This is a genomic window from Actinomyces sp. HMSC08A09, from assembly GCF_001807465.1.
In the GTDB taxonomy this organism is placed as follows: domain Bacteria; phylum Actinomycetota; class Actinomycetes; order Actinomycetales; family Actinomycetaceae; genus Actinomyces; species Actinomyces oris.
The window spans coordinates 1-25,430 of the sequence record NZ_KV789096.1 but is presented as its reverse complement, the minus strand read 5'-3'; the positions used below and the strand labels follow the sequence as shown (position 1 = coordinate 25,430).

20 protein-coding genes and 1 tRNA gene are annotated in these 25,430 nt (G+C 69.9%); 8 read left to right on the top strand and 13 right to left on the bottom strand.

Annotated features, from left to right (window positions below; genetic code table 11):
- Positions 1–6: 6 nt before the first annotated feature.
- Entirely contained in the window at positions 7–1,692 is a 1,686-nt protein-coding gene (gene argS, locus HMPREF3165_RS03790) for an arginine--tRNA ligase (RefSeq protein WP_003786839.1), read from the bottom strand.
- Between the two features lie 133 nt (positions 1,693–1,825).
- On the opposite strand from argS, the gene HMPREF3165_RS03785 reads away from it, so the two are divergent.
- Positions 1,826–1,901: transfer RNA gene (locus tag HMPREF3165_RS03785), tRNA-Arg, on the top strand.
- 95 nt (positions 1,902–1,996) lie between these two features.
- Here HMPREF3165_RS03785 and HMPREF3165_RS03780 read toward each other — a convergent pair.
- The 6 genes from HMPREF3165_RS03780 to HMPREF3165_RS03760 form a co-directional block, all read right to left on the bottom strand.
- The gene (locus tag HMPREF3165_RS03780; RefSeq protein ID WP_020991712.1) at positions 1,997–2,347 is read right to left on the bottom strand and encodes a ribbon-helix-helix domain-containing protein; all 351 of its coding nucleotides are present in this window, start codon (positions 2,345–2,347) and stop codon (positions 1,997–1,999) included.
- 19 nt (positions 2,348–2,366) lie between these two features.
- The gene (locus HMPREF3165_RS12725) at positions 2,367–2,636 is read right to left on the bottom strand and encodes a hypothetical protein (protein WP_020991713.1); all 270 of its coding nucleotides are present in this window, start codon (positions 2,634–2,636) and stop codon (positions 2,367–2,369) included.
- An 81-nt stretch (positions 2,637–2,717) separates the two neighbouring features.
- Positions 2,718–3,473 carry a glycerophosphodiester phosphodiesterase family protein gene (locus HMPREF3165_RS03775; protein ID WP_070510935.1) on the bottom strand — a complete coding sequence of 252 codons (756 nt, stop codon included), beginning with the start codon at positions 3,471–3,473 and terminating at the stop codon, positions 2,718–2,720.
- A gap of 12 nt (positions 3,474–3,485) precedes the next feature.
- The gene (locus HMPREF3165_RS03770) at positions 3,486–5,753 is read right to left on the bottom strand and encodes a peptidoglycan DD-metalloendopeptidase family protein (RefSeq protein WP_256274927.1); all 2,268 of its coding nucleotides are present in this window, start codon (positions 5,751–5,753) and stop codon (positions 3,486–3,488) included.
- Positions 5,754–6,096: 343 nt separating this feature from the next.
- Positions 6,097–7,176, bottom strand: a complete 1,080-nt coding sequence (locus tag HMPREF3165_RS03765) for a hemolysin family protein (RefSeq protein ID WP_070510931.1) — start codon at positions 7,174–7,176, stop codon at positions 6,097–6,099.
- Positions 7,173–8,516: a hemolysin family protein gene (locus HMPREF3165_RS03760; RefSeq protein ID WP_070510929.1), complete on the bottom strand. Its 1,344-nt coding sequence runs from the start codon at positions 8,514–8,516 to the stop codon at positions 7,173–7,175. The genes HMPREF3165_RS03765 and HMPREF3165_RS03760 overlap by 4 nt, the downstream gene beginning before the upstream one ends.
- Before the next feature lie 363 nt (positions 8,517–8,879).
- On the opposite strand from HMPREF3165_RS03760, the gene HMPREF3165_RS03755 reads away from it, so the two are divergent.
- Both HMPREF3165_RS03755 and HMPREF3165_RS03750 read left to right on the top strand, forming a co-directional pair.
- Complete coding sequence (locus HMPREF3165_RS03755; protein ID WP_070510927.1) at positions 8,880–12,707, top strand: multifunctional oxoglutarate decarboxylase/oxoglutarate dehydrogenase thiamine pyrophosphate-binding subunit/dihydrolipoyllysine-residue succinyltransferase subunit; 3,828 nt, start codon at positions 8,880–8,882, stop codon at positions 12,705–12,707.
- A gap of 130 nt (positions 12,708–12,837) precedes the next feature.
- Positions 12,838–13,431 (top strand): GDSL-type esterase/lipase family protein, encoded by a 594-nt coding sequence (locus HMPREF3165_RS03750; protein ID WP_003785741.1) that lies wholly within the window; start codon positions 12,838–12,840, stop codon positions 13,429–13,431.
- An 18-nt stretch (positions 13,432–13,449) separates the two neighbouring features.
- Here the strand turns inward: HMPREF3165_RS03750 and HMPREF3165_RS03745 are convergent, their stop codons facing one another.
- From HMPREF3165_RS03745 to HMPREF3165_RS03735, 4 genes are all read right to left on the bottom strand, one after another.
- The gene (locus HMPREF3165_RS03745) at positions 13,450–14,184 is read right to left on the bottom strand and encodes a YczE/YyaS/YitT family protein (protein WP_040321417.1); all 735 of its coding nucleotides are present in this window, start codon (positions 14,182–14,184) and stop codon (positions 13,450–13,452) included.
- Positions 14,185–14,477: 293 nt separating this feature from the next.
- Positions 14,478–14,552, bottom strand: coding sequence for a 50S ribosomal protein bL37 (locus HMPREF3165_RS14005; RefSeq protein WP_370538935.1), 75 nt, complete (start codon positions 14,550–14,552; stop codon positions 14,478–14,480).
- A 157-nt stretch (positions 14,553–14,709) separates the two neighbouring features.
- A complete protein-coding gene (rsrA, locus tag HMPREF3165_RS03740) occupies positions 14,710–15,147 on the bottom strand; it encodes a mycothiol system anti-sigma-R factor (RefSeq protein WP_070510925.1) in 438 nt (145 codons plus the stop codon).
- The gene (locus HMPREF3165_RS03735) at positions 15,144–15,812 is read right to left on the bottom strand and encodes a sigma-70 family RNA polymerase sigma factor (protein ID WP_010613374.1); all 669 of its coding nucleotides are present in this window, start codon (positions 15,810–15,812) and stop codon (positions 15,144–15,146) included. Before HMPREF3165_RS03735 ends, rsrA begins: the two co-directional genes overlap by 4 nt.
- 368 nt (positions 15,813–16,180) lie before the next feature.
- Here HMPREF3165_RS03735 and HMPREF3165_RS03730 point away from each other — a divergent pair, with 368 nt between their 5' ends.
- Together HMPREF3165_RS03730 and HMPREF3165_RS03725 are read left to right on the top strand one after the other, a co-directional pair.
- Positions 16,181–16,681 (top strand): DoxX family protein, encoded by a 501-nt coding sequence (locus HMPREF3165_RS03730; RefSeq protein WP_070510923.1) that lies wholly within the window; start codon positions 16,181–16,183, stop codon positions 16,679–16,681.
- Between the two features lie 222 nt (positions 16,682–16,903).
- Positions 16,904–19,180, top strand: coding sequence for an NADP-dependent isocitrate dehydrogenase (locus HMPREF3165_RS03725; RefSeq protein WP_070510921.1), 2,277 nt, complete (start codon positions 16,904–16,906; stop codon positions 19,178–19,180).
- Positions 19,181–19,668: 488 nt separating this feature from the next.
- Here HMPREF3165_RS03725 and HMPREF3165_RS13195 read toward each other — a convergent pair whose 3' ends face one another.
- The gene (locus tag HMPREF3165_RS13195) at positions 19,669–20,250 is read right to left on the bottom strand and encodes a hypothetical protein (protein ID WP_141745004.1); all 582 of its coding nucleotides are present in this window, start codon (positions 20,248–20,250) and stop codon (positions 19,669–19,671) included.
- Positions 20,251–20,318: 68 nt separating this feature from the next.
- On the opposite strand from HMPREF3165_RS13195, the gene aroA reads away from it, so the two are divergent.
- The 3 genes from aroA (at position 20,319) to HMPREF3165_RS03710 (ending at position 23,852) form a co-directional block, all read left to right on the top strand.
- Positions 20,319–21,743: a 3-phosphoshikimate 1-carboxyvinyltransferase gene (gene aroA, locus HMPREF3165_RS03720; protein WP_070510920.1), complete on the top strand. Its 1,425-nt coding sequence runs from the start codon at positions 20,319–20,321 to the stop codon at positions 21,741–21,743.
- Positions 21,743–22,861 carry a ribosome small subunit-dependent GTPase A gene (gene rsgA, locus HMPREF3165_RS03715; protein WP_070510918.1) on the top strand — a complete coding sequence of 373 codons (1,119 nt, stop codon included), beginning with the start codon at positions 21,743–21,745 and terminating at the stop codon, positions 22,859–22,861. Before aroA ends, rsgA begins: the two co-directional genes overlap by 1 nt.
- 259 nt (positions 22,862–23,120) lie before the next feature.
- On the top strand, positions 23,121–23,852 hold the full coding sequence (locus tag HMPREF3165_RS03710; RefSeq protein ID WP_070510916.1) for a helix-turn-helix transcriptional regulator: 732 nt from the start codon (positions 23,121–23,123) through the stop codon (positions 23,850–23,852).
- A 128-nt stretch (positions 23,853–23,980) separates the two neighbouring features.
- On the opposite strand, the gene HMPREF3165_RS03705 is transcribed toward HMPREF3165_RS03710, so the two are convergent.
- A partial coding sequence (locus tag HMPREF3165_RS03705) for a multicopper oxidase domain-containing protein (RefSeq protein ID WP_256274914.1) occupies positions 23,981–25,430 on the bottom strand: 1,450 nt, incomplete at its 5' end.

Genomic DNA, 25,430 nt, shown 5'->3' with positions numbered 1-25,430 from the left:
CGACTCTCACATCCTCTCGGGGGCGCTCACACCCAGCAGGTCGAGCCCGTTGGCCAGGACCTGCCCGACGGCGTCGTTGAGCCACAGGCGGGCGACGTGCCCGGAGTCCACGGCGTCGTCCCCACGGGGGGTGACGCGGGTGGCGCCGTACCAGGCGTGGTAGGCGGCGGCGAGCTGCTCGAGGTAGCGGGCCACGCGGTGCTGCTCGCGCAGCTGCGCGGCCTGGGCCACGGTGGCGGGGAACTGGGCCAGGACCCCCAGCAGGGCGGTGTCGGCCGGATCGTCCAGGGCGCCGGGCTCGAAGGGCGCCTCGTTCGGGTCGCGGCTCACGCCGTGCTCGGCGGCGTTGCGGGCCACGTTGCGGGTGCGGGCGTGGGCGTACTGGACGTAGTAGACGGGGTTGTCGGAGGTGGAGGAGGTCAACAGGTCCAGGTCGATGTCGATCATGGAGTCCATCGAGGAGCGGGCCAGGGCGTAGCGGGCTGCGTCCACGCCGACGGCGTCGACCAGGTCCTCCAGGGTGACGATGGTGCCGGCGCGCTTGGACATGCGCACCGGGACGCCGTTGCGCACGAGGTTGACGAGCTGGCCGATGAGGATCTGCATGTTGGTGCCGGGAGTGTCCCCGAAGGCCGCGCACATGGCCATCATCCGGCCGATGTAGCCGTGGTGGTCGGCCCCGAGCAGGTAGATAGCGCAGTCGGCGCCGCGCTCGCGCTTGTCCAGGTAGTAGGCGAGGTCGGCGGCGAAGTAGGCGGCGTTGCCGTCAGACTTGATGAGGACGCGGTCCTTGTCGTCCCCGAAGTCGGTGGTGCGCAGCCAGGTGGCGCCGTCGCGCTCCTCAATGACACCGCGCTCGCGCAGCCGGGCGATGGCACGCTCGACGGCGCCGGAGGTGTGCAGGGAGTCCTCGTGGAAGAAGACGTCGAAGTCGGAGCGGAAGGCGTGCAGCTCGGCCTTGACGGCGGCGAACATGAGGTCGACGCCGCGGGAGCGGAAGACCTCGGTGGCCTCGGCGTCGGGCAGGGTGGCCGGGTCGGGGCGGCCGGCGGCGAGCTCGTCGGCGGTCACCTGCTGGGCGATCTCGCTGATGTAGGCGCCGCCATAGCCGTCCTCGGGGGTCTCCTGACCGCGCGCGGAGGCCAGCAGGGAACGGGCGAAGCGGTCGATCTGGGTGCCGTGGTCGTTGAAGTAGTACTCCCGGGTGACCTGGGCGCCGCAAGCGGACAGGATTCGGGCCAGGGAGTCGCCGACGGCGGCCCAGCGGGCGCCACCCAGGTGGACCGGCCCGGTGGGGTTGGCCGAGACGTACTCGAGGTTGATGTGCTGGCCGCTCAGGGAGTCGTTGCGGCCGTAGGCCTCACCGGCCTCGACGATGGAGCGGGCGAGCTCGCCGGCGCTGGCGGCGTCGAGGCGGATGTTGAGGAAGCCGGGGCCGGCGACCTCCACGGAGGCGATGCCGTCGAGGGCCTCAAGACGCGGGACGAGGAGCTCGGCGAGATCGCGCGGCTTGGTGCCGGCCTTCTTGGCCAGCTGCATGGCCACATTGGTGGACCAGTCACCGTGGTCGCGGTTGCGGGGGCGCTCGACGCGGGGGTCGGGAATCTCTGCGGCGGGCAGGGCGAGGGAGCCCTCGGCGGAGGCCTCCTCCAGGACGGTGCGGATGGCTGCGGCAAGCTCTTCTGGAGTCACGCGCGTCAGCGTACCGTCAACGGGCGGGCCGGATCACGAGCGAGCCCGGCGGCTGCCGGGCATCGTGGGACATGTCGCATGTCTCGCGCCGGTTTCGCTCCGGGACCGGGACGCTGGTACAGTCACGCCTCGGGCCCCGGTAGCTCAGTGGATAGAGCGTCTGCCTCCGGAGCAGAAGGTCGCAGGTTCGAATCCTGTCCGGGGCACCACCTCCGAGCCCCCGTCGCCACCCGCGACGGGGGCTTGCTCATGTATTCGAGGCATGACAACGGGGCAACAGTGTGTCCATGGCTCAGACCGGTCATCATGCGGCTGGCGTGTTCTCATGGGAAAGATAAGCCTCAACGGCATCGCGAATGACGGCACTGGCGGTAGTGCCGTGCTTCTCGATGTAGGCGTCAAGAGCCGCGTTGGTGTGCTCGGGTAGGCGGACCTGGCGGCGCGGGGAGCGTCCGCGGCCGGTGGCGTGGGACTGTCCGAGGCCTGGGCGGCCACGGAGGATGGCGTCGAGGTCGGTGTCGCTGATGCGTGAGCCGTCGCGGCGGGTTCCGCGTCCGACGGCGGGGATACGGCCTGCGGTGACGTCCTCGTCGAGCTGGTTGTAGTAGGCCTGCTCAGCATCAGTGAAAGGGGCGCGTGTGGAATCAGGAGACATAGCGGCTCTATCTGGTCGGTCAGTGGTCGGCGGGTGGAACAAGGTGACGGTAGAGATCAGTGACCTCCATGACATGGAAGATGGTGCGTCGACCACGACCGTCAACGGCGACGCCGACTTCGAGGTAACGCAGTGCCTGCGGGTGGGGCAGACCGACGAACATGAATGACTGCTCACCTGCACGGCGGGGTTGGAGGATCTCGTAATCGACGTGATGCATGACGGCGTACTCCGCATCGGAGCGGGGAACGCCATGCTTGTCCGCAGAATCGCTGAACTCGAACCTCACGACATTATGGTAGTACCGAGGATAGAGGTGGGCAAGATTCCGTACACCGCTGCTCAGCGGTGCGACTCGCCTCGCCCAGCGTCACCCCAGGGTCTTGAGGGCGAGGCTGGGGACGTCGGTCATGATGGCGTCCACGTTGAGGTCGGCCAGGTAGCGCATCCGCTCGGGGTCGTCCACCGTCCAGACGTGGACCTCCAGGCCCGCGGTGTGCGCGGAGGCGACGAAGCGGCGGGTGACCACCGGAACGCCGTGGTAGCTCTCCGGCACCTGGACGGCGTCGACCCTGCCGCGGGTCCAGCCCCAGCGGGTCTGGGGCAGGGGGACGGCCGCCTCGCTGCGCAGCATGAGGCCGAGCACGTCACTGACGCCCAGTGAGGTCATGGCCCGTGGCTCCTGGCGGCGCAGCACGGCCAGCCGGCGGGCGGAGAAGGAGGCGAACCGGACTCGGTCGAGGGCCTGGGCGTCGCGCACCGTCTGCAGGGCCGCCTGGACGACGCAGGAGTCCTTGAGGTCGATGTTGAACTTCATCGCCGGCTGGGCGTACAGGGCGTCGTCGAGCCGGACGAAGCCGCGCCCGTCGCCGGAGTCGAGGTCGGCCAGCTCGGCCCACATGACCTCCCCCACGGTGCGGGGGTCGTTCGCGGTACGCCGCAGGTCCTCGTCGTGGCTGAGCACGACGACGCCGTCGGCGGTCAGCCGCAGATCGGTCTCCATCCACTCCAGCCCGAGCGCGGCCACGTGCTCGACGGCGCTCCAGGTGTTCTCGGGAACCTCGCGTCCGCCGCCGCGGTGGGCGATGACGGCAGGACGGCGGGTTCGTGACGCGGCAGGCGGCACAGTGGGTCTCCCTCAGCTGCAGTTGGTGGTGAGCTCGACGGCGTTGTGCTGCTTGAGCCAGCCCCACGGCTCCACGGTGGACTCGTCGGCGGTGTCGTCCTTGGTGCGCACCTCGAAGTGCAGGTGAGAACCGGAGGACCGGCCCGTGTTACCCACGCCGGCGATCATCTGACCGGCCGTGACGGTGTCACCGACCTTGACGTGGATGCCGTCCTCGTACATGTGCAGGTAGCTGGTGTACCAGACCTGGCCGTCGATCTCATGCTTGATGGTGATGGTTCCGGTGCCATCGACCATGCCGGCGGTGGTGACGGTGCCGGCGGCGGCCGCGTAGATGGGCGTCCCCACGGGGGCGGCCATGTCCTGCCCGGCGTGCAGCTTGCGGTAGCCGAGGGTGGGGTGGGTGCGGTACCCGTACTCGGAGGAGATCTCGTAGGTGCCCGGAAGCATCGGGTAGAACAGCTGCGGCTTGGAGCTGAAGGCGGTGGTGTCGCCGGAGGCTCCTGTGGCCGAGGAGCAGGTCTTGGCGGCGTTCTGGAAGGCCTCACGGATCCGGGCCCGGGTGGCGGCGTCGGGCACGTTGGACAGCTGGGTGTCGGAGTCCTCGTCCAGGTCGTCGCTGCCGAGCACGGCGCTGGCCACGGAGGATGCCTTTGTGCCGCCGGCGGCCGGGCTCTGCGTGGCGGAGCCGTTGGAGTGCATCTTCATGGCGGCCGAGGCCAGTGGGGTGTTGTCGAGGTGGCTGGACAGGGGGGCGAGCACCGTGGCGACGGCCAGGACCGACAGGACGGCGGTGCGCCCCAGAATCCCGGAGCCGGTGCGGCGGCGGGCGGGACGGGCGGGGGCAGGTCCGGTCGAGGAGTCGCGGTGGGCCTCCGGCTTCGATACTGCCGTACTCCGGGCCGACGACGTCGGGGCGACGGCCTCATCGGCCGCCTTGCCTCGTTTGGCCTGGGTGGCTGTCTTCTCGGACTTGGTCTTCTTGGTGCTCCGGGCGGCCTTGATGGCGCGGATGGTCTCCTCGTCCGCGAGCGGCACCCCGGCCTTGCGGGCGGCCATGATCTTGCGGACCTCGGGGACCTCGATGGTCTCGGCACCTCGGAAGTCCGTAATCCGCTGCGAGAAGCGGATCTCGTGGGGCGTCTCGGGAGCGGAGGGAGCCTGCTCCGCGAGCGCTGACGGCTCAGCCTGCGGCGTCTGGACGGCGGGGTGGTCCGCCTGCGCGCCAGGGACGTCGAAGGAGGCGGTGTGGTGGGACGTGGCGGCGACGACGGGCTTGGCCGAGGCGGTCGAGGCTGGGGCTGCGGCGGAGGCGCGTTGCCGGCGACGGCCCGCGGATCGGGAGGCGGGCTCGGAGGCCGCCCCGATCTCCGGCTCGGCGGAGGCGGTCTGCGCGGCTGCGTGCCGATGACCGTGACGCTGTGCGTCGCTGGGCGAAGCAGGAGGTGTGCCACTAGCGGCCCACCACGGCGTGGCACCGGCGGGGTGAGCGGCTGCCGGCTCGAACCCTGAGGTGGACTCGGCCAGTGAGGCTGCAACCAGGGGCGACAGCGCCGAGGGCGTTGAAGGTGCCGCGGCGGGCGCGGCCTGGTCGCCACGATGCGAGTGGTGCTGGTCGTGGTGGAGCTCGGAGTGGCCCTCGGGGCGATGAGCCTGGGGCTGCACGGGGCTCTGGACAGCGGGATTCTCCCGCGTCTGCTCGGGGTCCTCGAAGGCCTGGGCGGTGCGCAGCTCCTTGCGGGAGCGCCGGGTGGGGCGAGTGTCACCGGTGACCTGCGGCGAGGAGGTGAAGACGGAGGGGGCCGCAGATGCGGCGCCGTGCGCCTGAGCCGCCGGCGTCTGCGAGGGCTGCTGGGAGGTGGGCTCGGGCTCTTCGATGGTGCTCCGATGCCGGCGGGCCATACGGCTCATCGGTACGACGGGCTGGGGCTGCGCCGACTCTGCGGGGACCGACGGCGCTGAACCGCTCCCTGGGCGCGTCACAGGCGCTGCCGGCGCCACGGGCCGCTGCGGGTGGTTCTGCTTCTGCGGGGCGACCGGGACGTCAGGGAGAGCCGATGGGCTCGGAGCGGTGACGGGGCTGGAGGCGGCAGCGTTCTCGGCGCGGTGAGTGTGAAGGTCTCGACGTGAGCGGCGAGTGGCTCCGGCGACGTGGGTGGTGTGCGTCGTCGACGGTGACGACGGGGCGGTTCCGGCCTGCGCCTCAGCGACCTGGCGAGCAGCTTCGGCAGCACGTTCCGCCTCGCGACGCTGGCGTCGACTCATGGGCTGCGGGGTCACGCGGGAAGCCTCCAGGTGGCTGAGTGTCATAGGGAAGTCGTTGCGGCCGGTCTCCCGGCTGTGGCGACATGGTGGCTGCCAGAGCGACAGCCTGGGTTGTACTCGGTTAAAACAGTAGCGGTCCGCTGTGAGTCTTGCCAGGAGAACCAGCACACCTTTGTGTGACCTGCACTTCTCACACAAACCCCAGGGGTTCCATCCGACCAGCCGGCCGCTAACCGGATTCGCGTGCCATACGAAGGAATCAGCGCCTGGCCACCAGCGCTGGAGCAGCGATCGACAATGGTCGCCCCAGGCGGCCCATGTTGTGGGAATCCGCCGATTCCGGCCGTTAAATCACGATTTAATCACGGCGCTGGTGCTCTTCACGCTGCATGGCGTCGTTAACCTCGCCGACGAGCTCTTCGAGGATGTCCTCCAGGAAGAGGACCCCGATGAAGCGCCCTTGCGCGTTGCGCACGTGCCCGAGGTGGGCCCCCGAGCGCTGCATGGCCGCCAGCGCCTCCTCGACCTCGTCGTCGTAGCCGACGGGCACGAGTGCGCGAGCGCGCCAGGCGGGTACCGGCTCGGTGCGCTCGGCGCCGTCGGCGTAGAGGATGTCCTTGAGGTGCAGGTAGCCGGTGATGACGGGCTCCTCCCCCTCTTCAACTGCGGCCGGGTCGGCCACCAGCGGGAAGCGGGAGAAGCCGGTGGAGGCCACAGCCCGCTCCACGTCCTCCGGGGTGCAGTCCTGGGGCAGGGTGACGAGCTCGCTCAGGGGCACCATGACGCTGCCGGCGGTCTCCTCGGAGAACTCCAGGGCGCCGCTGAGCAGGCCGGTGGAGTCCTCCAGGACGCCTTCGGCGGTGGAGCGCTCGACGATGGAGGCGACCTCCTCGGCGTTGAAGGCCGCGGCGATCTCCTCCTTGGCCTCGATGCCCAGGACCCTCAGGACCCCGTTGGCGAAGCCGTTGAGGGCGTTGACCACGGGGCTGAAGACGCGCGAGCACCACACCAGGGGCGGGGCGAGCCAGCGCACGGCCTTCTCCGGGGAGACGATGGAGATGTTCTTGGGCACCATCTCCCCGGCGACAACGTGCAGGCCCACGACGATGACCAGGGCGATGACGACGGCGACGGCATGGGAGCCGGCGTGCCCGACGCCGACGGCCGCGAGCAGGGGCTCCAGGGCGTGGGCGATGGCCGGCTCGGCGACGACGCCCAGGCCGGTGGAGCACAGGGTGACGCCGAGCTGGGCGGTGGCCAGCATGCGTGAGACGTTCTGCAGTGCCCACAGGGCGGTGGTGGCACGGGCGTCGCCGGCCTCGGCCAGTGGCTCGAGCTGGCTGCGGCGTGAGGAGGTGACGGCGAACTCGGCGCCAACGAAGAAGGCGTTGCCGGCCAGGAGGATGACGGTGTACAGGAGGGCGAGCGGAGTACTCATCGGCGCTCCTCCTCTGGTCCTCGACTTCCGGGGGCGACCTCGGGGTCCTTGGGGCGCACGTGGAGGCGGGTGACGCGGCGGCCGTCCATGGCGTCGACGGTCAGTGAGGCGTGGGGCAGGTCGACGACGTCGCCGACGGCGGGGATGCGGCCGAGCTCGGTCATGACCAGGCCACCGAGGGTCTCGTAGGGGCCGTCGTCGGGGACCTGGATGGCGGCGCGGGTGGCGAGCTCGTCGGGGCGCATCCACCCGGGGACGACCCAGTGGCCGGAGGGGTCGAGGTGGGCGCCGGCGCGGCGGCGGTCGTGCTCGTCGGCGACGTCTCCGACGACCTCCTCGACGGCGTCCTCGAGGGTGACGACGCCGGCGGTGCCGCCGTACTCGTCGACGACGATCGCCATCTGGGAGCCCTGGGCACGCAGCTCGACGAGGAGGTTGGCCAGCGGCATGGTCTCGGGGACGCGGGGCGCGGGCGTCATGAGGGAGGTGGAGGCGACGGGGACGTCGGCGCGCCGCTCGTAGGGGACGCCGATGGCGCGGCGCAGGTGGACGATGCCCATGACGTCGTCGATGTCGCGGCCGATGACGGGGAAGCGGGAGTGGCCGGTGGCGCGGGCCAGGTGCACGACGTCCTCGGCGGAGTCGTCGGCCTCGAGGGTGTGAAGGCGGCCGCGGTCGGTCATGACGTCGACGGCGGTGAGGGCCCCCAGTCCGATGGAGCGGGTGAGCAGGGTGGCGGTGGAGGCATCGAGGGTGCCTTCCTCGGCGCTGTGGCGCACGAGGGAGGCGAGCTCGCCGGCGCTGCGGGTGCCGCTGAGCTCCTCAGCGGGTTCAATGCCCATGGCGTGCAGGACGGCGTTGGCGGCGCCGTTGAGCAGGACAATGAGGGGCTTGAGGAGGGTGGTGAAGCCCATGAGGAAGGGGGCCACGAGGCCGGCGGCGCGCATGGGGTCGGCCAGGGTGGCGTTCTTGGGGATGAGCTCGCCCATGACCATGGAGAAGGCGTTGACGATGATGAGAGCGATGACGACTGCGGCGCCGGTGGCCACGGAGGTGGCCAGCCAGTGGCTCATGAGGCCGGTGAGCAGGTTCGCCAGGGCCGCCTGCATGGTGTAGCCCAGGAGCACGGTGGTCAGGGTGATACCGACCTGGGCTCCGGACAGGAGGGTGGACAGTCGCCCCAGGGCGCGCCGGACAGTGGTGGCACGCTTGTCGCCGGTGGCGGCGCGGGTCTCGACGGTGGAGGGGTCAAGGGCGACCAGGGAGAACTCACCGGCCACGAACAGGGCGGTGCCCACGGTGAGGACCACGCCGACGGCGATCATGAGCCAGTCGGTCATGCGGGCCCCTCCCCCGTGTGGGGCTCGGCGTGGACGCTGGAGGCGGACGAGTCGGGGTGGGGTTGGTCAGAGGCGGGCGAGGAGGCGCGGTGCGTGCGGGTGCGGCGCCTTGAGGCCCGGCGGAAAGCCGATCGCATAGTGACCGAACGGTACCACCGCGCCCCTCCTCCGGTCCCGCCACAACTCCGGTGCAGAGCGGCGTGGCGGATCAGGACACGCATGTGTCTTTGGTCCCGTGTTTGCTCGCATGAGACGCCCTTCACCTTCTAGGATGTCAGGTGAACACCGCCGTTCCTCCCCCGGGGTCCCGCTGAGGCTCCCAGTGTCGGAACGGGAGACTGACGAGCTCCGAGGAGACCCGACGTGCCCACGCAGGACCAGATCAGCCCAGGCTTCGGTGCCAACGAGTGGATGGTGGAGGAGATGCGGGCCGCCTGGTCGGCGGATCCCTCCTCCGTGAGTCCCCAGTGGCGCGAGCTCTTCGAGACCGATCCGAGTGCCGGCCTGCACCAACCGGGCCCTGCCTCCTCCAACGGCTCGGCGTCGTCGGCCGCCGGTGGGCCACGCCGGGCCACCATCACGCCCCAGGCCGCCTCCTCCCTGCGCCGCTCCTCCGCCGTCCAGGACGTCACGCGCTCCGACCTGCCGCCGGCCCCGCCGTCGGACACCGCACCCCCGACCTCCCCCTACGCCCAGCGCCAGGCCGCCCACCCCGCTCACGACCAGGACGGTGACGCTTACGAGGACCGCACCACCAGGCTCAAGGGTGCGGCGGCCCGCACCGCTAAGAACATGGACGATTCCCTGTCCATGCCCACTGCCACCTCCGCCCGGGCCGTGCCCGCCAAGGTCCTCATTGAGAACCGCTCCATCATCAACACCCACCTGGCCCGCACCCGCGGCGGCAAGGTCTCCTTCACCCACCTCATCGGCTGGGCGGTCGTCGAGTCCCTGACCGAGATGCCCTCGATGAACGTCTCCTACGGGGTCGATGAGGCCGGCAAGCCGGTCCTGCACGAGCCCGCCCACGTGGCCTTCGGCCTGGCGATCGACGTGCCCGGCTCCGACGGGCAGCGCCGTCTGCTGGTGCCCTCCATCAAGCAGGCCGACCTCATGGACCTGTCCCAGTTCGTGGAGGCCTACGAGGCCCTCGTGGCCAAGGCCCGCGAGAACAAGCTGGACCTTGACGACTTCCGCGGTACCACCGTGACCCTGACCAACCCCGGCATGATCGGCACCCTGCACTCGGTGCCGCGCCTCATGCCCGGCCAGGGGCTCATCGTGGGGGTCGGCGCCATGGACTACCCGGCCGCCTTCGCCGGTGCCAGCCCCGACACCCTGGCCCGCCAGGCCATTGGCAAGGTCGTCACTCTGACCTCCACCTACGACCACCGCGTCATCCAGGGCGCCGCCTCCGGCGAGTTCCTGCGCCTGGTGGAGCGCAAGCTCCTGGGACTGGACGGCTTCTGGAACCGGGCCTTCGAGTCCCTGCGCATCCCCCTCGAGCCGGTCAAGTGGGTGCGCGACACCACCTACGACCCCGAGCTGGAGACCGGCAAGCCGGCGCGCGTGGCCGAGCTCATCCACGCCTACCGCCAGCGCGGCCACCTGGCCGCCGACAACGACCCGCTCACCTACCGCCTGCGCCGCCACCCCGACCTGGACATCACCTCCTACGGGCTGAGCCTGTGGGACCTGGACCGCTCCTTCCCCACCCGGGGCCTGGGCGGGCGCGACCGGGCCACCCTGCGCGAGATCCTCAGGATGCTGCGCGACGCCTACTGCCGCACCGTGGGCGTGGAGTACATGCACATCCAGGACCCGGCCCAGCGCGCCTGGTGGCAGGAGCGGCTTGAGCGCGACTGGGAGGACATCGCCGACGAGGAGCGCCGTCGGATCCTCACCAAGCTGGAGCAGGCCGAGGCCTTCGAGACCTTCCTGCAGACCAAGTACGTGGGCCAGAAGCGCTTCAGCCTTGAGGGCGGGGAGTCCCTCATCGTGGCCCTGGACCGCCTGCTCGACGCCGCCGCCCACGACGGCCTCGACGAGGTCGTCATCGGCATGGCCCACCGAGGCCGCCTCAACGTGCTCACCAACATCGCCGGCAAGTCCTACGGCCAGGTCTTCGACGAGTTCGAGGGCAACGGCGTCATCGAGGGCGCCGGCACCGGCGACGTCAAGTACCACCTGGGCACCGTGGGCGTCTTCTCCGGGACCGACGGCGTCTCCACCCGCGTCTCCCTGGCCGCCAACCCCTCCCACCTGGAGACGGTCGACGGCGTCGTCGAGGGCATCGTGCGTGCCAAGCAGGACCGCATCGGTCTGGGCGAGAAGGGTTACACGGTCATGCCGGTCCTCGTCCACGGTGACGCCGCCTTCGCCGGCCAGGGCGTGGTCTACGAGACCCTCAACATGAGCCAGCTGCCCGCCTACCGCACCGGCGGCACCGTCCACATCGTCGTCAACAACCAGATCGGATTCACCACCGGCTCGGCTTCGGCCCGCTCCACCATCTACGCCACCGACCTGGCCAAGGGCCTGCAGGTGCCGATCTTCCACGTCAATGCCGACGACCCCGAGACGGTGGCCCGCACCGCCCGCCACGCCTACGAGTACCGACGCACCTTCCACAAGGACGTCATCATCGACCTCATCTGCTACCGACGGCGCGGCCACAACGAGGGCGACGACCCCTCGATGACCCAGCCGCTCATGTACCGGCTCATCGACTCGCTGGACTCCACCCGCGGCGTCTACACCGCCGCCCTCGTGGGGCGCGGCGACATCACCCCGCAGGAGGCCCAGGAGATCGCCAAGAGCTACCAGGACGAGCTGGAGCGGGTCTTCACCGAGGCCCGCATCCAGGTCACCGGGGGCACGGGCTCCGACGACGCCGGGGACGCCACCGACACCTCCACACAGGACCTATCGGACCCCACGAAGGTGGGCGTGCCCCTGTCCTCCCTGGAGATCCCCTACTCCCAGCGGGCGGGTACCGGCATGATGCTCGGCTGGACCTCGGCCGTGCCGCGCGACGTCGTCGAGCGCATCGGCGACGCCCAGGTCGCCTGGCCCGAGTCCTTCACCGTCCACCCCAAGCTCCAGGCCATGCTCTCCAAGCGCCGCGAGGCCACCCGCGAGGGCGGCATCGACTGGGGGCTCGGGGAGCTCATCGCCCTGGGGAGCCTGCTCATGGAGGGCGTGCCGATCCGACTGGCCGGCGAGGACGCCCGCCGCGCCACCTTCGCCCAGCGCCACGCCGTCCTGCACGACCACACCTCCGGGCAGGAGTGGACGCCCCTGAGCTTCCTGACCCCGGACCAGGCGCCCCTGGAGATCTACGACTCCCTGCTCAGTGAGTACGCCGCCCTGGCCTTCGAGTACGGCTACTCCGTGGAGCGCCCCGAGGGACTGACCATGTGGGAGGCCCAGTTCGGCGACTTCGCCAACGGCGCCCAGTCCGTCATCGACGAGTACGTCACCTCCGCCGCCCAGAAGTGGGGGCAGCGCTCCGGCCTGGTCATGCTGCTCCCCCACGGCCAGGAGGGGCAGGGACCCGACCACTCCTCGGCCCGTATCGAGCGCTACCTGCAGATGTGCGCCCAGGACAACATGCTGGTGGCCCAGCCCTCCACGCCCGCCAGCTACTTCCACCTGCTGCGCGAGCACACCTACACCCGCCCGCGCCGCCCGCTCATCGTCTTCACCCCCAAGCAGCTGCTGCGTCTGAAGGCCGCCTGCTCCCCGGTGGAGGCCTTCACCTCCGGCACCTTCCAGCCGGTCATCGGGGAGACCGACGACGCCGTCCTGGCCTCGGCGCAGAAACAGGGCGTGGACCGGGTGCTGCTGTGCTCGGGTCGCGTCTACTACGACCTGCTGGCCCACCGGACCAAGACCGGGGACACGAGAACGGCCATCGTCCGCCTCGAGCAGCTCTACCCGCTGGAGAGCTCGGCCATCGCCGAGGCACTGGCCCCCTTCAGCGGGGCCGAGCTCGTGTGGGTCCAGGACGAGCCCGCCAACCAGGGCATGTGGCCCTACCTGGCGCTCAACCTGCCGACCGACCTGACCGGTGGCGTCCTGCCCACGCTGGTCTCCCGGCCCGAGGCCGCCGCCCCTGCGGTGGGCACCGCCGGTCTCCACCGCGCCCAGCAGGAGGAGATCCTCCGCCAGGCCTTCACCCGCCACTGAGACGAGGCCGGTCCACCAGACCGTCCCGGGTCAGCCCCGCCGAAATGCCGTCAGCCTCCACCGTTACAACGCAAGATCACGATAATGTCAAGACAGCATGAGGGATCATGAGGCATGAGGAGGCGCTGTCATGCGTGAGACGAGGCTGAGCTTCATCGGTGACGAGCTGGTGGCCGGTCATGGTGACGGGCGCGCCCTGGGATGGACGGGCCGGGTCATGGCCCGCACGCCCCGGGACGCCGACATCCTGTGGACCTCCCTGGCGGTTCCCGGTGAGACGACGGCGCAGATGTCCGACCGCTGGGGGCCCGAGGTGGCCCGGCGCTCCACGCACACCGGCATCAACCGGCTCGTCGTGGGGCTGGGGGTCGCCGACGTGCTCGCCGGCATCTCCTACGCCCGCTCCCGCCTGGCCCTGGCCAATATCCTCGACACTGCCGCCTCCGACCACCGCGAGTGCTTCGTCGTCGGGCCCCCTCCCCTGCCGGAGGCCGACCCCGACGCCACCGCCCAGCTGTCCCAGGCCGCCGAGGAGGTGTGCCTGCGGCGCAACGTGCCCTACGTGGACGCCTTCGAGCCGCTGCGCAACCACGAGCAGTGGACAGCCGACGTCGCCGCCGCCGGCGGCACGCACCCGGGCCAGGCCGGGTACGGTCTGCTGGCCTGGCTGGTGCTGCACCGCGGCTGGTACGAGTGGCTCGGCGTCGAACGCCCCGAGTCCTGAGGCCTCGATACCCGCCGGTCAGGCAGGCGCCGGGGAGCCTTCGTCAGACGACGGCTCGGAGGCGGCGAAGATGTCGCCGCTGATCCCCACCAGGCGGTTGGAGATGTGGTTGTTGAAGAAACCGACGATGGGGCCGATGAAGAAGCCCATGATGACCGTGCCCAGGGCGACGATGCCCAGTGAGAGGTCGAACCTGATCAGGAGCAGGGCCAGGAAGATCGTGATGATGTCCTGGACCAGCCGGTAGGCGCGGTAGCGGTAGCGCGGGAAGTGCCGCCTGAGCGAGGGAGCGATCCCGTCATAGGGGCACTGGCCCAGGTCGCAGGTGATGTACATGGAGACTCCCAGGCAGAACAGCGGCAGCCCGATCGCCAGGTGGAGGAGCATGCTGCCGACGGAGTACTCGACGTGGAAGAAGCTGCGGTAGATCGGGCGGAAATAGTCCACGAGGACGCCCACGACGGTGAAGTTGATGACCGTCCCCAGACCGAAGATGGACCGGTCGAAGGGGAAGACGAGGATCAGCATGATGATGTTGACGATCGGGACGATCGCCGCGAAGGAGATCCCAGAGACGTGGGAGATGCCCTGCAGGAAGGCAGTGAACGGGTCGACGCCGCTCTTGCCCTCCAGGCAGATCGCGATCCCGACCGCCGTGATCACCTCCCCCAGGAAGCACACGAGGATGCGCCGCAGGAGCGAGTTGTCAGAGAGTGTCCACTGGTCTGGTGCTGTCAGATTCCTCAGGTTCATGTCACACCGCCGTCGTTGAGGAGGAGCCGGCAAGGCCATACCTACGAGACACCACCGGGTTCCTCGGTGAGAGGATGGACAGTACCCCTCACCACGAATCAGGCCGTGTTCCGTGGCTCACACCTCAGCGTCTCATCACCGTCAAGGCCATAGGACCCAAACTGCGAGCGCGAACCGGCGCCTGACCAGGGCGGTTGCGGGACGGCTTAAGAACGGCGTCGGCCGGTCACCGTGAGTGGTGACCGGCCGACGTCTGTATGTCTCAGGGCGTTGCGCTCAGTGCGCTACCCGGCTCAGGCGTTGGGACGCTTGCCGTGGTTGGCGCTGGACTTGGCGCGTGCACGACGCTTACGACCGCGCTTGCTCATCACTGCCTCCTCGTGTCTTGACTCGCCCCACGAGGGGGCACGGAACGCCGCTGATTCTCGCACACGGCGGCGCGCCTGGGCCAGTCTGGCGCCGCTGACCAGCCGGTGAAGGCGACCACACGTCGGCGCACGTCACAGCCGGGGCCCGGCTGCTCCCTCAGTCGTGCTCGAAGCGGACGGTCCGGGAGGACTCGACCCGGGACTCCACGACGCGCACGACCCGCCCGGAGGCGGAGGCCTGGGTCCGAGTCGTGGTCGACGTCGTCGTCACGCTCACCGCGGTGGCGCGCAGGGCCGACAGGCGCCCCAGGACCCGGGCGCGCAGCTCGGGAGGGGCCTGCTCGGCGCACCGCGAGCGCAGGATCTCCCGCAAGTGGGTCTCGGCGTCAGCGAGGCGGGAGCAGTGCGAGCAGGTGGCCACGTGCTGGGCGAGGCGCTCGGCCAGGTCGGCGGTGCACTCACGGTCGAGGAAGGCCTCCAGGTGGGCGCGGGCCTCGGCGCAGGAGCAGTCCTGGGAGCCGTCCGCGCTCTTGGGGTCCTTGGTGGGCTCGGCGCTGTTGTCACCGGGGGTTCCCGATTCCATGCGGTCTGTCATTTCTCCTCCTCCCCGTATCCGTACTCTCGGGCGTAGTCGGCCAGCAGCTCGCGCAGCTGGCGGCGACCTCGGTGCAGCCGGGACATGACGGTCCCGATGGGCGTGTCCATGATCTCGGCGATCTCCTTGTAGGAGAAGCCCTCCACGTCCGCCAGGTAGACGGCCAGGCGCCGGTCCTCGGTGAGCTGGCCCAGGGCGTCCTTGATGTCGGAGTCCGGCAGGGCGTCCAGGGCGAGGTTCTCCGCGCTGGGCAGCCCCACCGAGTCGTGGGAGGCGGCCCGGTGCAGCTGCCAGTCCTCGACCGTCTCCGCGTCGGACTGGAGCGGCTCACGCTGCTTCTTGCGGTAGGAGTTGATGAAGGTGTTGGTCAGGATCCGGTACAGCCACGCCTTGAGGTTGGTGCCGGGCCGGTACTGGTGGAAGGAGCCGAAGGCCTTGGCGTAGGCGTCCTGCACGAGGTCCTCGGCATCGGCCCGGTTACGGGTCATGCGCAGGGCGGCGCCGTAGAGCTGGTCAAGGTAGGGCAGGGCCTCGGCCTCGAAGCGGGCGGCCCGGGCGGCCTCGTCCTCATCGGCCGGCGCCCGGTCCAGATCGCGCGCGCCATCGTCAGGATCGATCACCTCATCCAGGGTGATCTCATCAGTGTGGTCGTCGATGTCCGTCATCAGCCATGAGCCTAACGTGCCCAGGGAGTCTTCGGCCCGACCGACGCCACGAGCCTTGGTCATCGTCTCGGTCATCATCTTGGTCATCGTCTCCGTGATCGGGGCGGGTCCTCCCGACAGATCCCGGCGCAGGCGGCGCCGGTCCTGTCGGTCGGGCCGCTCTCGGCGGCCGCGCGGCCCGTTCGGCGGTGCGCCCCGCCGGCGGGCGGTCCGGCTCGTCGGCGACGCGATCGACTGCTGGATGCTCATGTCCCGGCCAACACGATGGCGCCCCGATTTCATTCCCCGTCCGCCCTGAGCGAGGCACGCACCACGTTCGAGCAGCGATATCGCTGGCCCGAGCCGCCCGCGTAGGTCAGGATGGGGGCATGAACATTCTGCGCTCCTTCGCCCGCCCCATGCTCGCCGCGCCCTTCATCGTCGATGGACTCGACGCCCTGGTGCGCCCCTCGCGCCACGTGGAGAAGTTTGAGAAGGTCGCCCCGACGCTGGAGCGGGTCGGTCTGCCGCCCGTGCTGGCCTCCGACGCCCGGCTGCTCACCCGCGCCTCGGGTGCCGTGAGCCTCGTGGCCGGGCTGGGGCTGGCCACCGGCCGGGCACCCCGCACGAACGCCACCATCCTGGCGGCCCTCAATGTGCCCCTCACCGTGGTCAACAACCCCGTCTGGGCGGTCAAGGGGACGCAGGCCCGCAAGGAGGCCCTCTCCGGGCTGCTGCGCGGGGCCGCCCTGGGGGCCGGGCTCGCGCTGGCCGCCGTCGACCGTCAGGGCAGGCCGTCCCTGGCCTGGCAGGTGCGCAACGCCCGCCAGCAGCGCGAGGCGATGCAGGCCGCCAACGAGGCCGTTCAGCAGCGCTACGTGACTGCCTGAGTCACTCTGGTCGACCCCGGATCGTCACCCGTTGGCTCCGGGCACGGGTCCGATGTCGGCTCGTCACCGTCACCTTCCGGAGCGCCCCGGCACCTGTCACCTGGGCGTCACAGGCGGCGGCTACTCTCGCCCCGGTCCACTTCCGACCGGTCGCGGCGCCCTGACACGCCGCACCACTGACCACCACGCGCAGACACGTCATCGACACGCTAGGGAGCACTCATGACCGTCCAGTCCGCCCAGCCGGCTCAGGCAAGCCAGTCACCCCAGTCGGAGCAGGCCGCCCAGCCCGACATCATCTACACCTGGACCGATGAGGCCCCGATGCTGGCGACCCATTCCTTCCTGCCGATCGTGCGCGGCTTCGCCCAGCAGGCGGGCGTGAGCGTGGGCACGGCGGACATCTCGCTGGCGGGACGCATCCTGGCGGCATTCTCCCTGGCCGACGACGACCTGGCTCGCCTGGGTGAACTCACCCAGTCCCCGGCGGCCACGATCATCAAGCTGCCCAATATCTCGGCCTCCCTGCCCCAGCTCAAGGCCGCCATCGCCGAGCTTCAGGCCCTGGGCCACGAGATCCCCGACTACCCCGATTCCCCGGCTTCGCCCGCCGAGCACGAGGCGCGCGCCGCCTACGACGCCGTCAAGGGCAGCGCTGTCAACCCCGTCCTGCGTGAGGGCAACTCGGACCGGCGCGCCCCGGCGGCCGTCAAGGCCTACGCCCGCTCCCACCCGCACTCGATGGGAGCCTGGTCGCCCCAGTCTCGCACCCGCGTGGCCACGATGGGGGCCGGGGACTTCCGGCGCAATGAGCGCAGCGTCGTCGTGCCCGAGGCCGGCACCCTGCAGATCCGGTTGCGCCCGGCCGACGGCGGCGAGCCGATCGTTCTGCGGGAGTCACTGCCGGTGACGGCCGGGGAGATCGTGGACGCCACCTTCATGAGTGCCGCCGCCCTGGATGAGTTCCTCGCCCAGCAGGTGTCCGCCGCCAAGGATGAGGACCTGCTGCTGTCGGTGCACCTCAAGGCCACGATGATGAAGGTCTCCGACCCGATCATCTTCGGTCACGCGGTGCGCGCCGCCCTGCCGGGGGTCTTCTCCACCTACGGGAGGGCCCTGGCCGAGGCGGGTCTGCGGGCCGAGGACGGGCTGGCCTCGATCCTGGCGGGCCTGGACTCGCTGCCCCAGGGCGAGGAGATCCGCGCCGCCATCGAGGCCGAGCTGGCCGCCGGACCGCGCCTGTCCATGGTGGACTCCGATCGCGGCATCACGAACCTGCACGTGCCCAGTGACGTCATCATCGACGCCTCCATGCCCGCCATGATCCGGGCCGGCGGCCACCTGTGGGGGCCGGACGGCCAGACCGCGGACACGCTCGCCGTCATCCCGGACTCCTCCTACGCCGGGGTCTACCAGGCCGTCATCGATGACTGCCGCGCCCACGGGGCTCTGGACCCGGCCACCATGGGCTCGGTGCCCAATGTGGGTCTCATGGCCCGCAAGGCCGAGGAGTACGGCAGCCACGACAAGACCTTCCTCATCCCGGCCGACGGCACCGTGGAGGTCGTCGTGGTCGAGGGGGCGGGCGCCGAGCCCGGTGCGGTGCTGCTGTCCCACGAGGTGGCCACCGGCGACATCTGGCGGGCCTGCACCACGCAGGACGCTCCCGTGCGCGACTGGGTGCACCTGGCGGTCACGCGGGCCCGGGCCACCGGCGCCCCTGCCGTCTTCTGGCTGGACCCCGAGCGCGGGCACGACGCCGTCCTCATCGACCTGGTGAATCGTTACTTGGCAGATGAGGACACCGAGGGCCTGGACATCCGCGTCCTGGACCCGGTGGCGGCCACACGCCTGTCCCTGGAGCGCGCCCGCCGCGGCGAGGACACGATCTCGGTGACCGGCAACGTGCTGCGCGACTACAACACGGACCTCTTCCCCATCCTCGAGCTGGGCACGAGCGCCAAGATGCTCTCAGTGGTGCCGCTGATGAATGGCGGCGGCCTCTATGAGACCGGCGCCGGGGGCTCGGCCCCCAAGCACGTGCGCCAGCTCCTCGAGGAGGACTACCTTCGCTGGGACTCCCTGGGTGAGTTCCTGGCCCTGGCGGAGGCCTTCCACCACGTGGCCCAGGTCAGCGGCAACGAGCGCGCCGAGATCCTGGCCGACGCCCTGGAGGCCGCCACGGCCCGGCTGCTGGAGGAGAACCGCTCCCCGGCACGCCGCCTGGGACAGATCGACAACCGCGGCTCGCACGCCTGGCTGGCCCTGTACTGGGCCCGCGAGCTGGCCGCGCAGGAGACCAGCCCCGAGCTCGCCGCCGTCTTCTCCCCGATCGCCCAGCAGCTCGAGGCCTTCAATGACACGATCCAGGCCGAGCTGCTGGCCGTCCAGGGCTCCCCGGTGGACATCGGCGGCTACTACCGCCCGGATGCGGCCCTGACCGACGCCGCCATGCGGCCGTCAACCACCCTCAACGCGGTCATCGAGGCCCTGCAATAAAATGTGGCGAGCTCAGCGAGGACACTCAATCCCCCTCGAAGAACATCAGGAGACTTATTCGCAGAGCTGGCCGACGCCAGCATCTGCGCAGGTCGCAGCGCCTTCGACAGATGCTGCGAATACACCTCTGTCTGCTGCATGACTGCAGTATTCCTCGGTCTGCGGTGAGCGCGTCGCCCCTTCGGTGTCCACAGAAATAACATTGGAAGGATCTTGACGCGCGACAGGCGGGTAGATCGTTGGAATCACAACGATCTGCTGGATCGAATCTGTGGACTGAGGGTCCAATGTCATTCCTGTGGACACGCCGGCGACATAACGCAGGCTTCTGACGATTCGAGCCCGCCGACCCTTCTTATCCCACTTCCACATTCGCACCTCGGCCCTCCGACTCAAACCTTCGAGGCACACAATAACCTTCCACCCGGCGCCACAAATAAACCTCCAGGAATCTCAAAACACCCCTGAGAGAGCTCATCAAGAACGCTTCAGTAACTCCCCAAATAACCAAGAACTCCCGGCTTACACCCAGGAGGCATGCCAGGTCGCGAGTGAATTATTTTTGCAATAATGTCACTCCCCCTCCCCAGAAGAGTCTCTATATCCCATAGAGGAGACTCAACCATCTTCCCAGAGCTGAAGCAGAGATGCATAGAGTTAGGTAATCCGGTCCTCTTAGGCTCTTTCGAGGGCTCACAGAAGTGGAATTCCGTCGACCACATCTCCCCTCCCGTAAACATCTCCCCTTCCACAGACAAGAATTGGTCACACCTGAAAGAATCATATTCCACGTCATACTCATGTAGACTGAACGCCCACCCATTACCCACACACTCATAGTATCGATACTCCCCAACAAACAAACCCTTTCGCTTTTCTGTCATCACATAAAGAGGTAAGTCAGGAAACTCGATCTTCTTTAAATAGGAAGCAAGCTCCTTTAATGGACCTCTCAACTCTCCTCTTCTCTTCGCTTCCGCAGCATTTCTATCAGCTGCGGCTTGAAGGTCTTTCTCCTCCTTCTCCCGCATGCAGTTCAACTTCCTGGAGACTTCATCTTCGAGCGACACGCAAGACACCCCTTTGAGTCTTTTTCACGGAACACTGACACACTACACCTTTCTGGCATACTGAGGATATGGATTCATTCTCCAAGTCCGCAGCCTGGCGGGCGCCGGTGGCGGCGGGGGCGCTCGAGACCGTCGTGGAGCTGCCGGGGTCGAAGTCGCTGAGCGCGCGGGCCCTGCTGCTGGCCGCCATCGCCGATGCGCCGACAACGCTCACCGGGCTCCTGCGCTCGCGCGACACCGAGCTCATGCTCGCTGCCCTGAGCGTGCTCGGTGCACGCTTCGAGAACCTCGACGAGACCGGCACGCGCCTGCGCGTCACGCCGGCTCCCCTGCCGCTGCACGTGCAGACCGGATCCGACGGCGTCGGACGCATCGACGTCGGCCTGGCCGGGACCGTCATGCGCTTCGTGCCCGCTCTGGCCGCGCTGGCTGACGCCCCGGTCGTCTTCGACGGGGACGAAGCCGCCCGGTGCCGCCCCATGGCGCCTCTGCTCGACGCGCTGGCCACCCTGGGCGCGGACGTCACCCACCTCGGTGAGCCCGGCTTCCTGCCCTTCCGAGTCGGCCCCGGCGACGGCGCCCTCCTACAAGCCGAGGGCGCCCGGGTGGCGGTCGATGGCTCGGCCTCCTCCCAGTTCGTCTCCGCCCTCCTGCTCCTGGGAGCACTCCTGCCCGGCGGCTTGGAGCTCACCCCCACCGGGCCGGTGCCCTCACTGACGCACGTGGGCATGACAGTGGCGACGCTGCGCGAGCGGGGCATCGCCGTGGACGAGCCCGCCCTCGGGGCCGGTGACGGCGAGCGCACCTGGCGGGTCCACCCCGGTCGCCCGCGCGGCGGGGAGGTGGCCATCGAGCCGGACCTATCCAACGCAGGTCCCTTCCTGGCGGCCGCCCTCGTGGCCGGTGGCCGGGTCAGCGTCCCCCACTGGCCGGCGGCCACGACCCAGGCCGGTGACGCCTGGCGCGAGCTCCTCCCCCGCCTGGGCGGAGAGGTGACACTCACCGACGGACTGCTCACGGCCCACGGCACCGGGCGGCTGACCGGGATCCACACGGACCTGTCCGACGTCGGCGAGCTGGCCCCCACGGTAGCGGCCCTGGCAGCGCTTGCCGGGGCGCAGGGCCACACCAGCACCCTCACCGGCATCGCGCACCTGCGCGGGCACGAGACCGACCGTCTGGCGGCCCTGGCCACCCAGATCCGTCTCCTGGGCGGGGACGCCGAGGAGAGCGACGACGGACTCGTCATTCGCCCCGCCCCGCTGCACGGTGCCGCGCTGCGCTCCTACGCGGACCACCGGATGGCGACCTTCGCCGCCATCATCGGCTTGAGTGTGGACGGGGTGAGCCTGGACGACGTCGAGTGCACCTCCAAGACGCTGCCCGGCTTCACGGACCTGTGGGCCGCCATGCTGGCCACCTCCGGTGAGGGCGGTAGCGGACTCGCCACCGCATCGCGCCGTGAACCGGAGACCCCCGGAGATGGTGCCTGATGGCCCGCCGCGACATCGGCACCGACGACCCGCGCGTGAGGGTCCGCCCCGGCCGGGGCTCGCGCCCGCGCACCAAGCAGCGCCCCAGCCACGCCGACGCGGCCCTGGGCTTGGTCACCCGTATCGACCGCGGCCACTACCGGATCCGCCTGGATGACCCAAGCCTCACCGAGGACTCCAGCGGCAACATCACCGCCATGAAGGCCCGCGAGCTGGGGCGGGGCAAGGTCGTCGTCGGCGACCGGGTCGCCGTCGTCGGGGACATCAGCGGCCGCAAGGGCACCCTGGCGCGCATGGTCCGCATCGAGGAGCGCACCACCCTGCTGCGCCGCAGCGCCGAGGACGGGGACGCCGCCGGCACCGAGAGGGCGATCGTCGCCAACGCCGCCAAGCTCGTCATCGTCACCGCCGTGGCCGACCCCGAGCCGCGCCCACGCATGATCGACCGATACCTCGTGGCCGCCTACGACGCCGGCATGGAGCCGCTCATCGTGCTCACCAAGACCGACCTGGCCGACGCCGCTCCGCTGACGGACCTCTACAGCCCCCTGGGCGTGCACTGCCTGGCCACGCGACTGAACCCCCATGGGCCCGAAGCCGCCCCCTCCCAGAGCGGCGGCGAGCGGCCCGACGACGGCGTCGAGGCGGTCCGCCAGCTGCTCGACGGCGCCGTCTCAGTCCTCGTGGGCCACTCCGGGGTCGGCAAGTCCACGCTCATCAACGCACTCGTGCCCGGGGCCGACCGCGCCACCGGACACGTCAACGAAGTCACCGGCCGGGGCCGCCACACCTCCACCAGCCTTCAGGCCCTCGAACTGCCCGGGGGCGGCTGGGTCATCGACACCCCCGGCGTGCGTTCTTTCGGGGTTTCCCACGTCGGCAGCGCCGACGTCCTGAGGGGCTTTCCGGACCTGGCCCGCGTGGCCGAGAACTGTCCGCGCGGGTGCACCCACGAGGACGGCGTCGTCGACTGCGCCCTGGATGCCTGGACTGGCGCAGCGGACGGGCCGAACGCACCGGGAGCCTCGGCAGCCCGCGAGGAGCGGCGCGCGAGGGTGGAGTCCTTCCGCCGACTGCTGGCCCCCTCACTGGAGGCCGAGGACCCCACCCGCCCCTGAAGCACTCCCGATGGCGCGCAGAGCCCTTCCGGGCACGTCACAGTTTCGTCGACAGTAGGCCCTATAACCCTGAGAGCCGTTTGCCCTGGAACAGGGCGACGACCCGGCAAAAACGGCGTCAATACTGACTTTTTTCACGTTCCGCCAGAGCCACTATTGGACACGGTGTGCTAAAAGTCACATCACGTAGCCGTTGCAGGATTCAACTACACACCGATTTTGACGGTTCCCACAAGCGAAAGCGCGTTAGTCTCAGGACATGCACAACCGTCCGACCCCTTCGCTTCCACGTCCCGCCCTGGGCGACCTGTCCGCACGCGCCAACCTCTCTGCGGCGCGCCGGCGCGTCCTGGAGGTCGTGGAGGCTTCTAACGACGCGATGACGGCCGTTCAGGTCGCCAGCGCACTCAACCTTCACCACAACACCGTCCGTGAGCACCTCGACGCCCTGGTTGACGCCGGCTTCGTCACGGTGTCCACCAAGCCGACGGGCAAGCGGGGCCGCCCGGCCCTGCGCTACGCCTCAACGGCACCCGACCCCCAGCAGATGGTCGACGCCTACCTGCTGCTGCTCGACGCGATCGCCGACACCCTGGGCGAGGGCGAGGACGCCCGCGCCACCGCTCTGGAGATCGGTCGCCGGTGGGCCGAGCTGACCCCCGGCACCATCGCTGAGCCCACGGTCGACGGCGAGCAGGTGGACCGGGTCACCGCCCTCATCCCCTACCTGGCGGTCATGGGCTTCGCCCCGGAGGTCTCCGGAGACAGCGTCGTCCTGCGCTCCTGCCCGCTCATCACCCGCAACCACCAGCCGCGCGACCTGGTGTGCACCATGCACGAGGGTTTCCTCCGGGCCGTCGTCGGCCCCGACCCGGCCGCCTACGAGCGTCTCAAGTTCCTGCCCAACGGTCCTGACGGCTGCCAGATCAGCTCGGCTCAGCCCGTCGACGCGGAGCCGGACCTCAAGATCGTCCACGCCGACGTCGCCTGAGCACGCGGCTCCAACAACACCACCCGTCCACCACTTCTAGATCGCAAGGCTTCGGCCCCGGGCACAGTCGCCCGGGGCCGAAGCGGCATTCGGTGGTGCTACGAGTCCTGGTCTGAGGCGCCCACGGTTCAGGCGCTGACCTCCAGGACGCCGTGAGCGCCCTTCTCCATGTCGGCGAAGGAGTGCGTCACGAACACGTAGTGTCCCGGCTCGGAGGCAACGCACTCGACGAATCCACCCTGAGCCGGCTGCAGGCCGAGGGCCTGGGAGCCGCCGGACCAGGCGGCCCCGATCCGGTTCGGGCCGCCCAGGGTCCAGGCCCCCTCGAAGAAGACCTGGTCGAACTGCAGGCCGACGGTGTGGAACGACGTCGGAAGAGAGGGGCCGGCGGCCATGACCCAGAAGCGCACGCGCTCTCCGACCTTGGCCTTGAGCGGCTGCTGGTGGTACTGGAAGGCCACCCCGTTGAAGGTCATGAGGTCGGGGGTCTTGGCGGCGATCTTGTCCGTGTTGGGCTCGCCGCCCTCGGGGCCGAGGTAGACCTCGGAGGCGACGATGACGTACTCGCGGTCCACGGCCGGCAGCCCCGGTGGGTCGATGATGACGGCCCCGTGCATGCCGGCAGCCAGGTGCAGGCTCATCGGCGAGGTGGAGCAGTGGTAAAGCCAGATCCCCGAGTGCTGGGCCTTGAAGGTGTAGACGAGGGACTCCCCGGGGTTGATCGAGCGCATCGCCTGATCGGGCGGGGTGATCCCCGCGTGGAAGTCCAGGGAGTGGCTCATCGTGCCGTCGTTGACCAGGGTGATCTCGAAGGTGTCCCCCACCTTGCCGCGCAGGACGGGGCCGGGGACCTGCCCGTTGAAGGTCAGGCGCCGCTGGGTGACGCCGGCGCCGACCGGCATGACCTGCTCCTTGACGGTGAAGGTGTGCCGGTGGGTCATGGGGCCGCCGTCGGGACTGGTGGGGGCCGGTGGCAGGGCGGCGTCGAAGGCCTTGAAGCCGGCAGGCAGCTGGGCCGAGTAGTCGGGAACCGCGTCCTTGCCGGAGCCGGCCGGCTTGCTCTGGCCACCGCCGTGCTGGTGGGCGCCGGCGGCCGCCCCGCCCGCGGTGACGTGGAAGACCATGCCCTGGGCGCGGTGGCCGGCGATGGAGCACCAGCCCTCGATCGGACCCGCGACGATGCCGGCGTCGAGGGTGCCCTTGGCTCTGGCGGCGATGCGCCCGGTGGTCTGGCCGGTGGCCAGGACGAGGTCGTGGACCTGGTCGGCGGTGTTGTCCAGGGTGATGACGAGCCGGTCGCCGGGGGTGACATCGACCGTGTCCGGCACGAACCGCAGGCCCTCCACCGTGATGGTGGCGTTGACGGTGTTGCCGGTGGGCGTGACGTCCTGGGTGGTTCCGCCCTGACCCCGGTTGCCGATGACGCTGCCGACGACGACGGCCGCTCCGGCGGTGAGCAGCCCCATGAGGACGCCGCGGCGGTCAGCGGACTGGAGCAGGCCGCCCGAGGACGGTGCGGCAGTCCCGTCCCCCGCCGCCCGGCCGGCCCCGCCGGTCAGGGGCCGGCGGTTGCGGTCG

Excerpts from the sequence above, each read along its gene's own strand:
- HMPREF3165_RS03735 (WP_010613374.1), bottom strand. The coding sequence starts at position 15,812 with ATGACGGACATCGACGACCACACTGATGAGATCACCCTGGATGAGGTG.
- aroA (WP_070510920.1), top strand. The coding sequence starts at position 20,319 with ATGGATTCATTCTCCAAGTCCGCAGCCTGGCGGGCGCCGGTGGCGGCG.
- HMPREF3165_RS03710 (WP_070510916.1), top strand. The coding sequence starts at position 23,121 with ATGCACAACCGTCCGACCCCTTCGCTTCCACGTCCCGCCCTGGGCGAC.
- HMPREF3165_RS03730 (WP_070510923.1), top strand. The coding sequence starts at position 16,181 with ATGAACATTCTGCGCTCCTTCGCCCGCCCCATGCTCGCCGCGCCCTTC.
- HMPREF3165_RS03725 (WP_070510921.1), top strand. The coding sequence starts at position 16,904 with ATGACCGTCCAGTCCGCCCAGCCGGCTCAGGCAAGCCAGTCACCCCAG.
- HMPREF3165_RS03745 (WP_040321417.1), bottom strand. The coding sequence starts at position 14,184 with ATGAACCTGAGGAATCTGACAGCACCAGACCAGTGGACACTCTCTGAC.
- rsrA (WP_070510925.1), bottom strand. The coding sequence starts at position 15,147 with ATGACAGACCGCATGGAATCGGGAACCCCCGGTGACAACAGCGCCGAG.
- HMPREF3165_RS03750 (WP_003785741.1), top strand. The coding sequence starts at position 12,838 with ATGCGTGAGACGAGGCTGAGCTTCATCGGTGACGAGCTGGTGGCCGGT.
- HMPREF3165_RS03765 (WP_070510931.1), bottom strand. The coding sequence starts at position 7,176 with ATGAGTACTCCGCTCGCCCTCCTGTACACCGTCATCCTCCTGGCCGGC.
- HMPREF3165_RS03760 (WP_070510929.1), bottom strand. The coding sequence starts at position 8,516 with ATGACCGACTGGCTCATGATCGCCGTCGGCGTGGTCCTCACCGTGGGC.
- HMPREF3165_RS03780 (WP_020991712.1), bottom strand. The coding sequence starts at position 2,347 with ATGTCTCCTGATTCCACACGCGCCCCTTTCACTGATGCTGAGCAGGCC.
- rsgA (WP_070510918.1), top strand. The coding sequence starts at position 21,743 with ATGGCCCGCCGCGACATCGGCACCGACGACCCGCGCGTGAGGGTCCGC.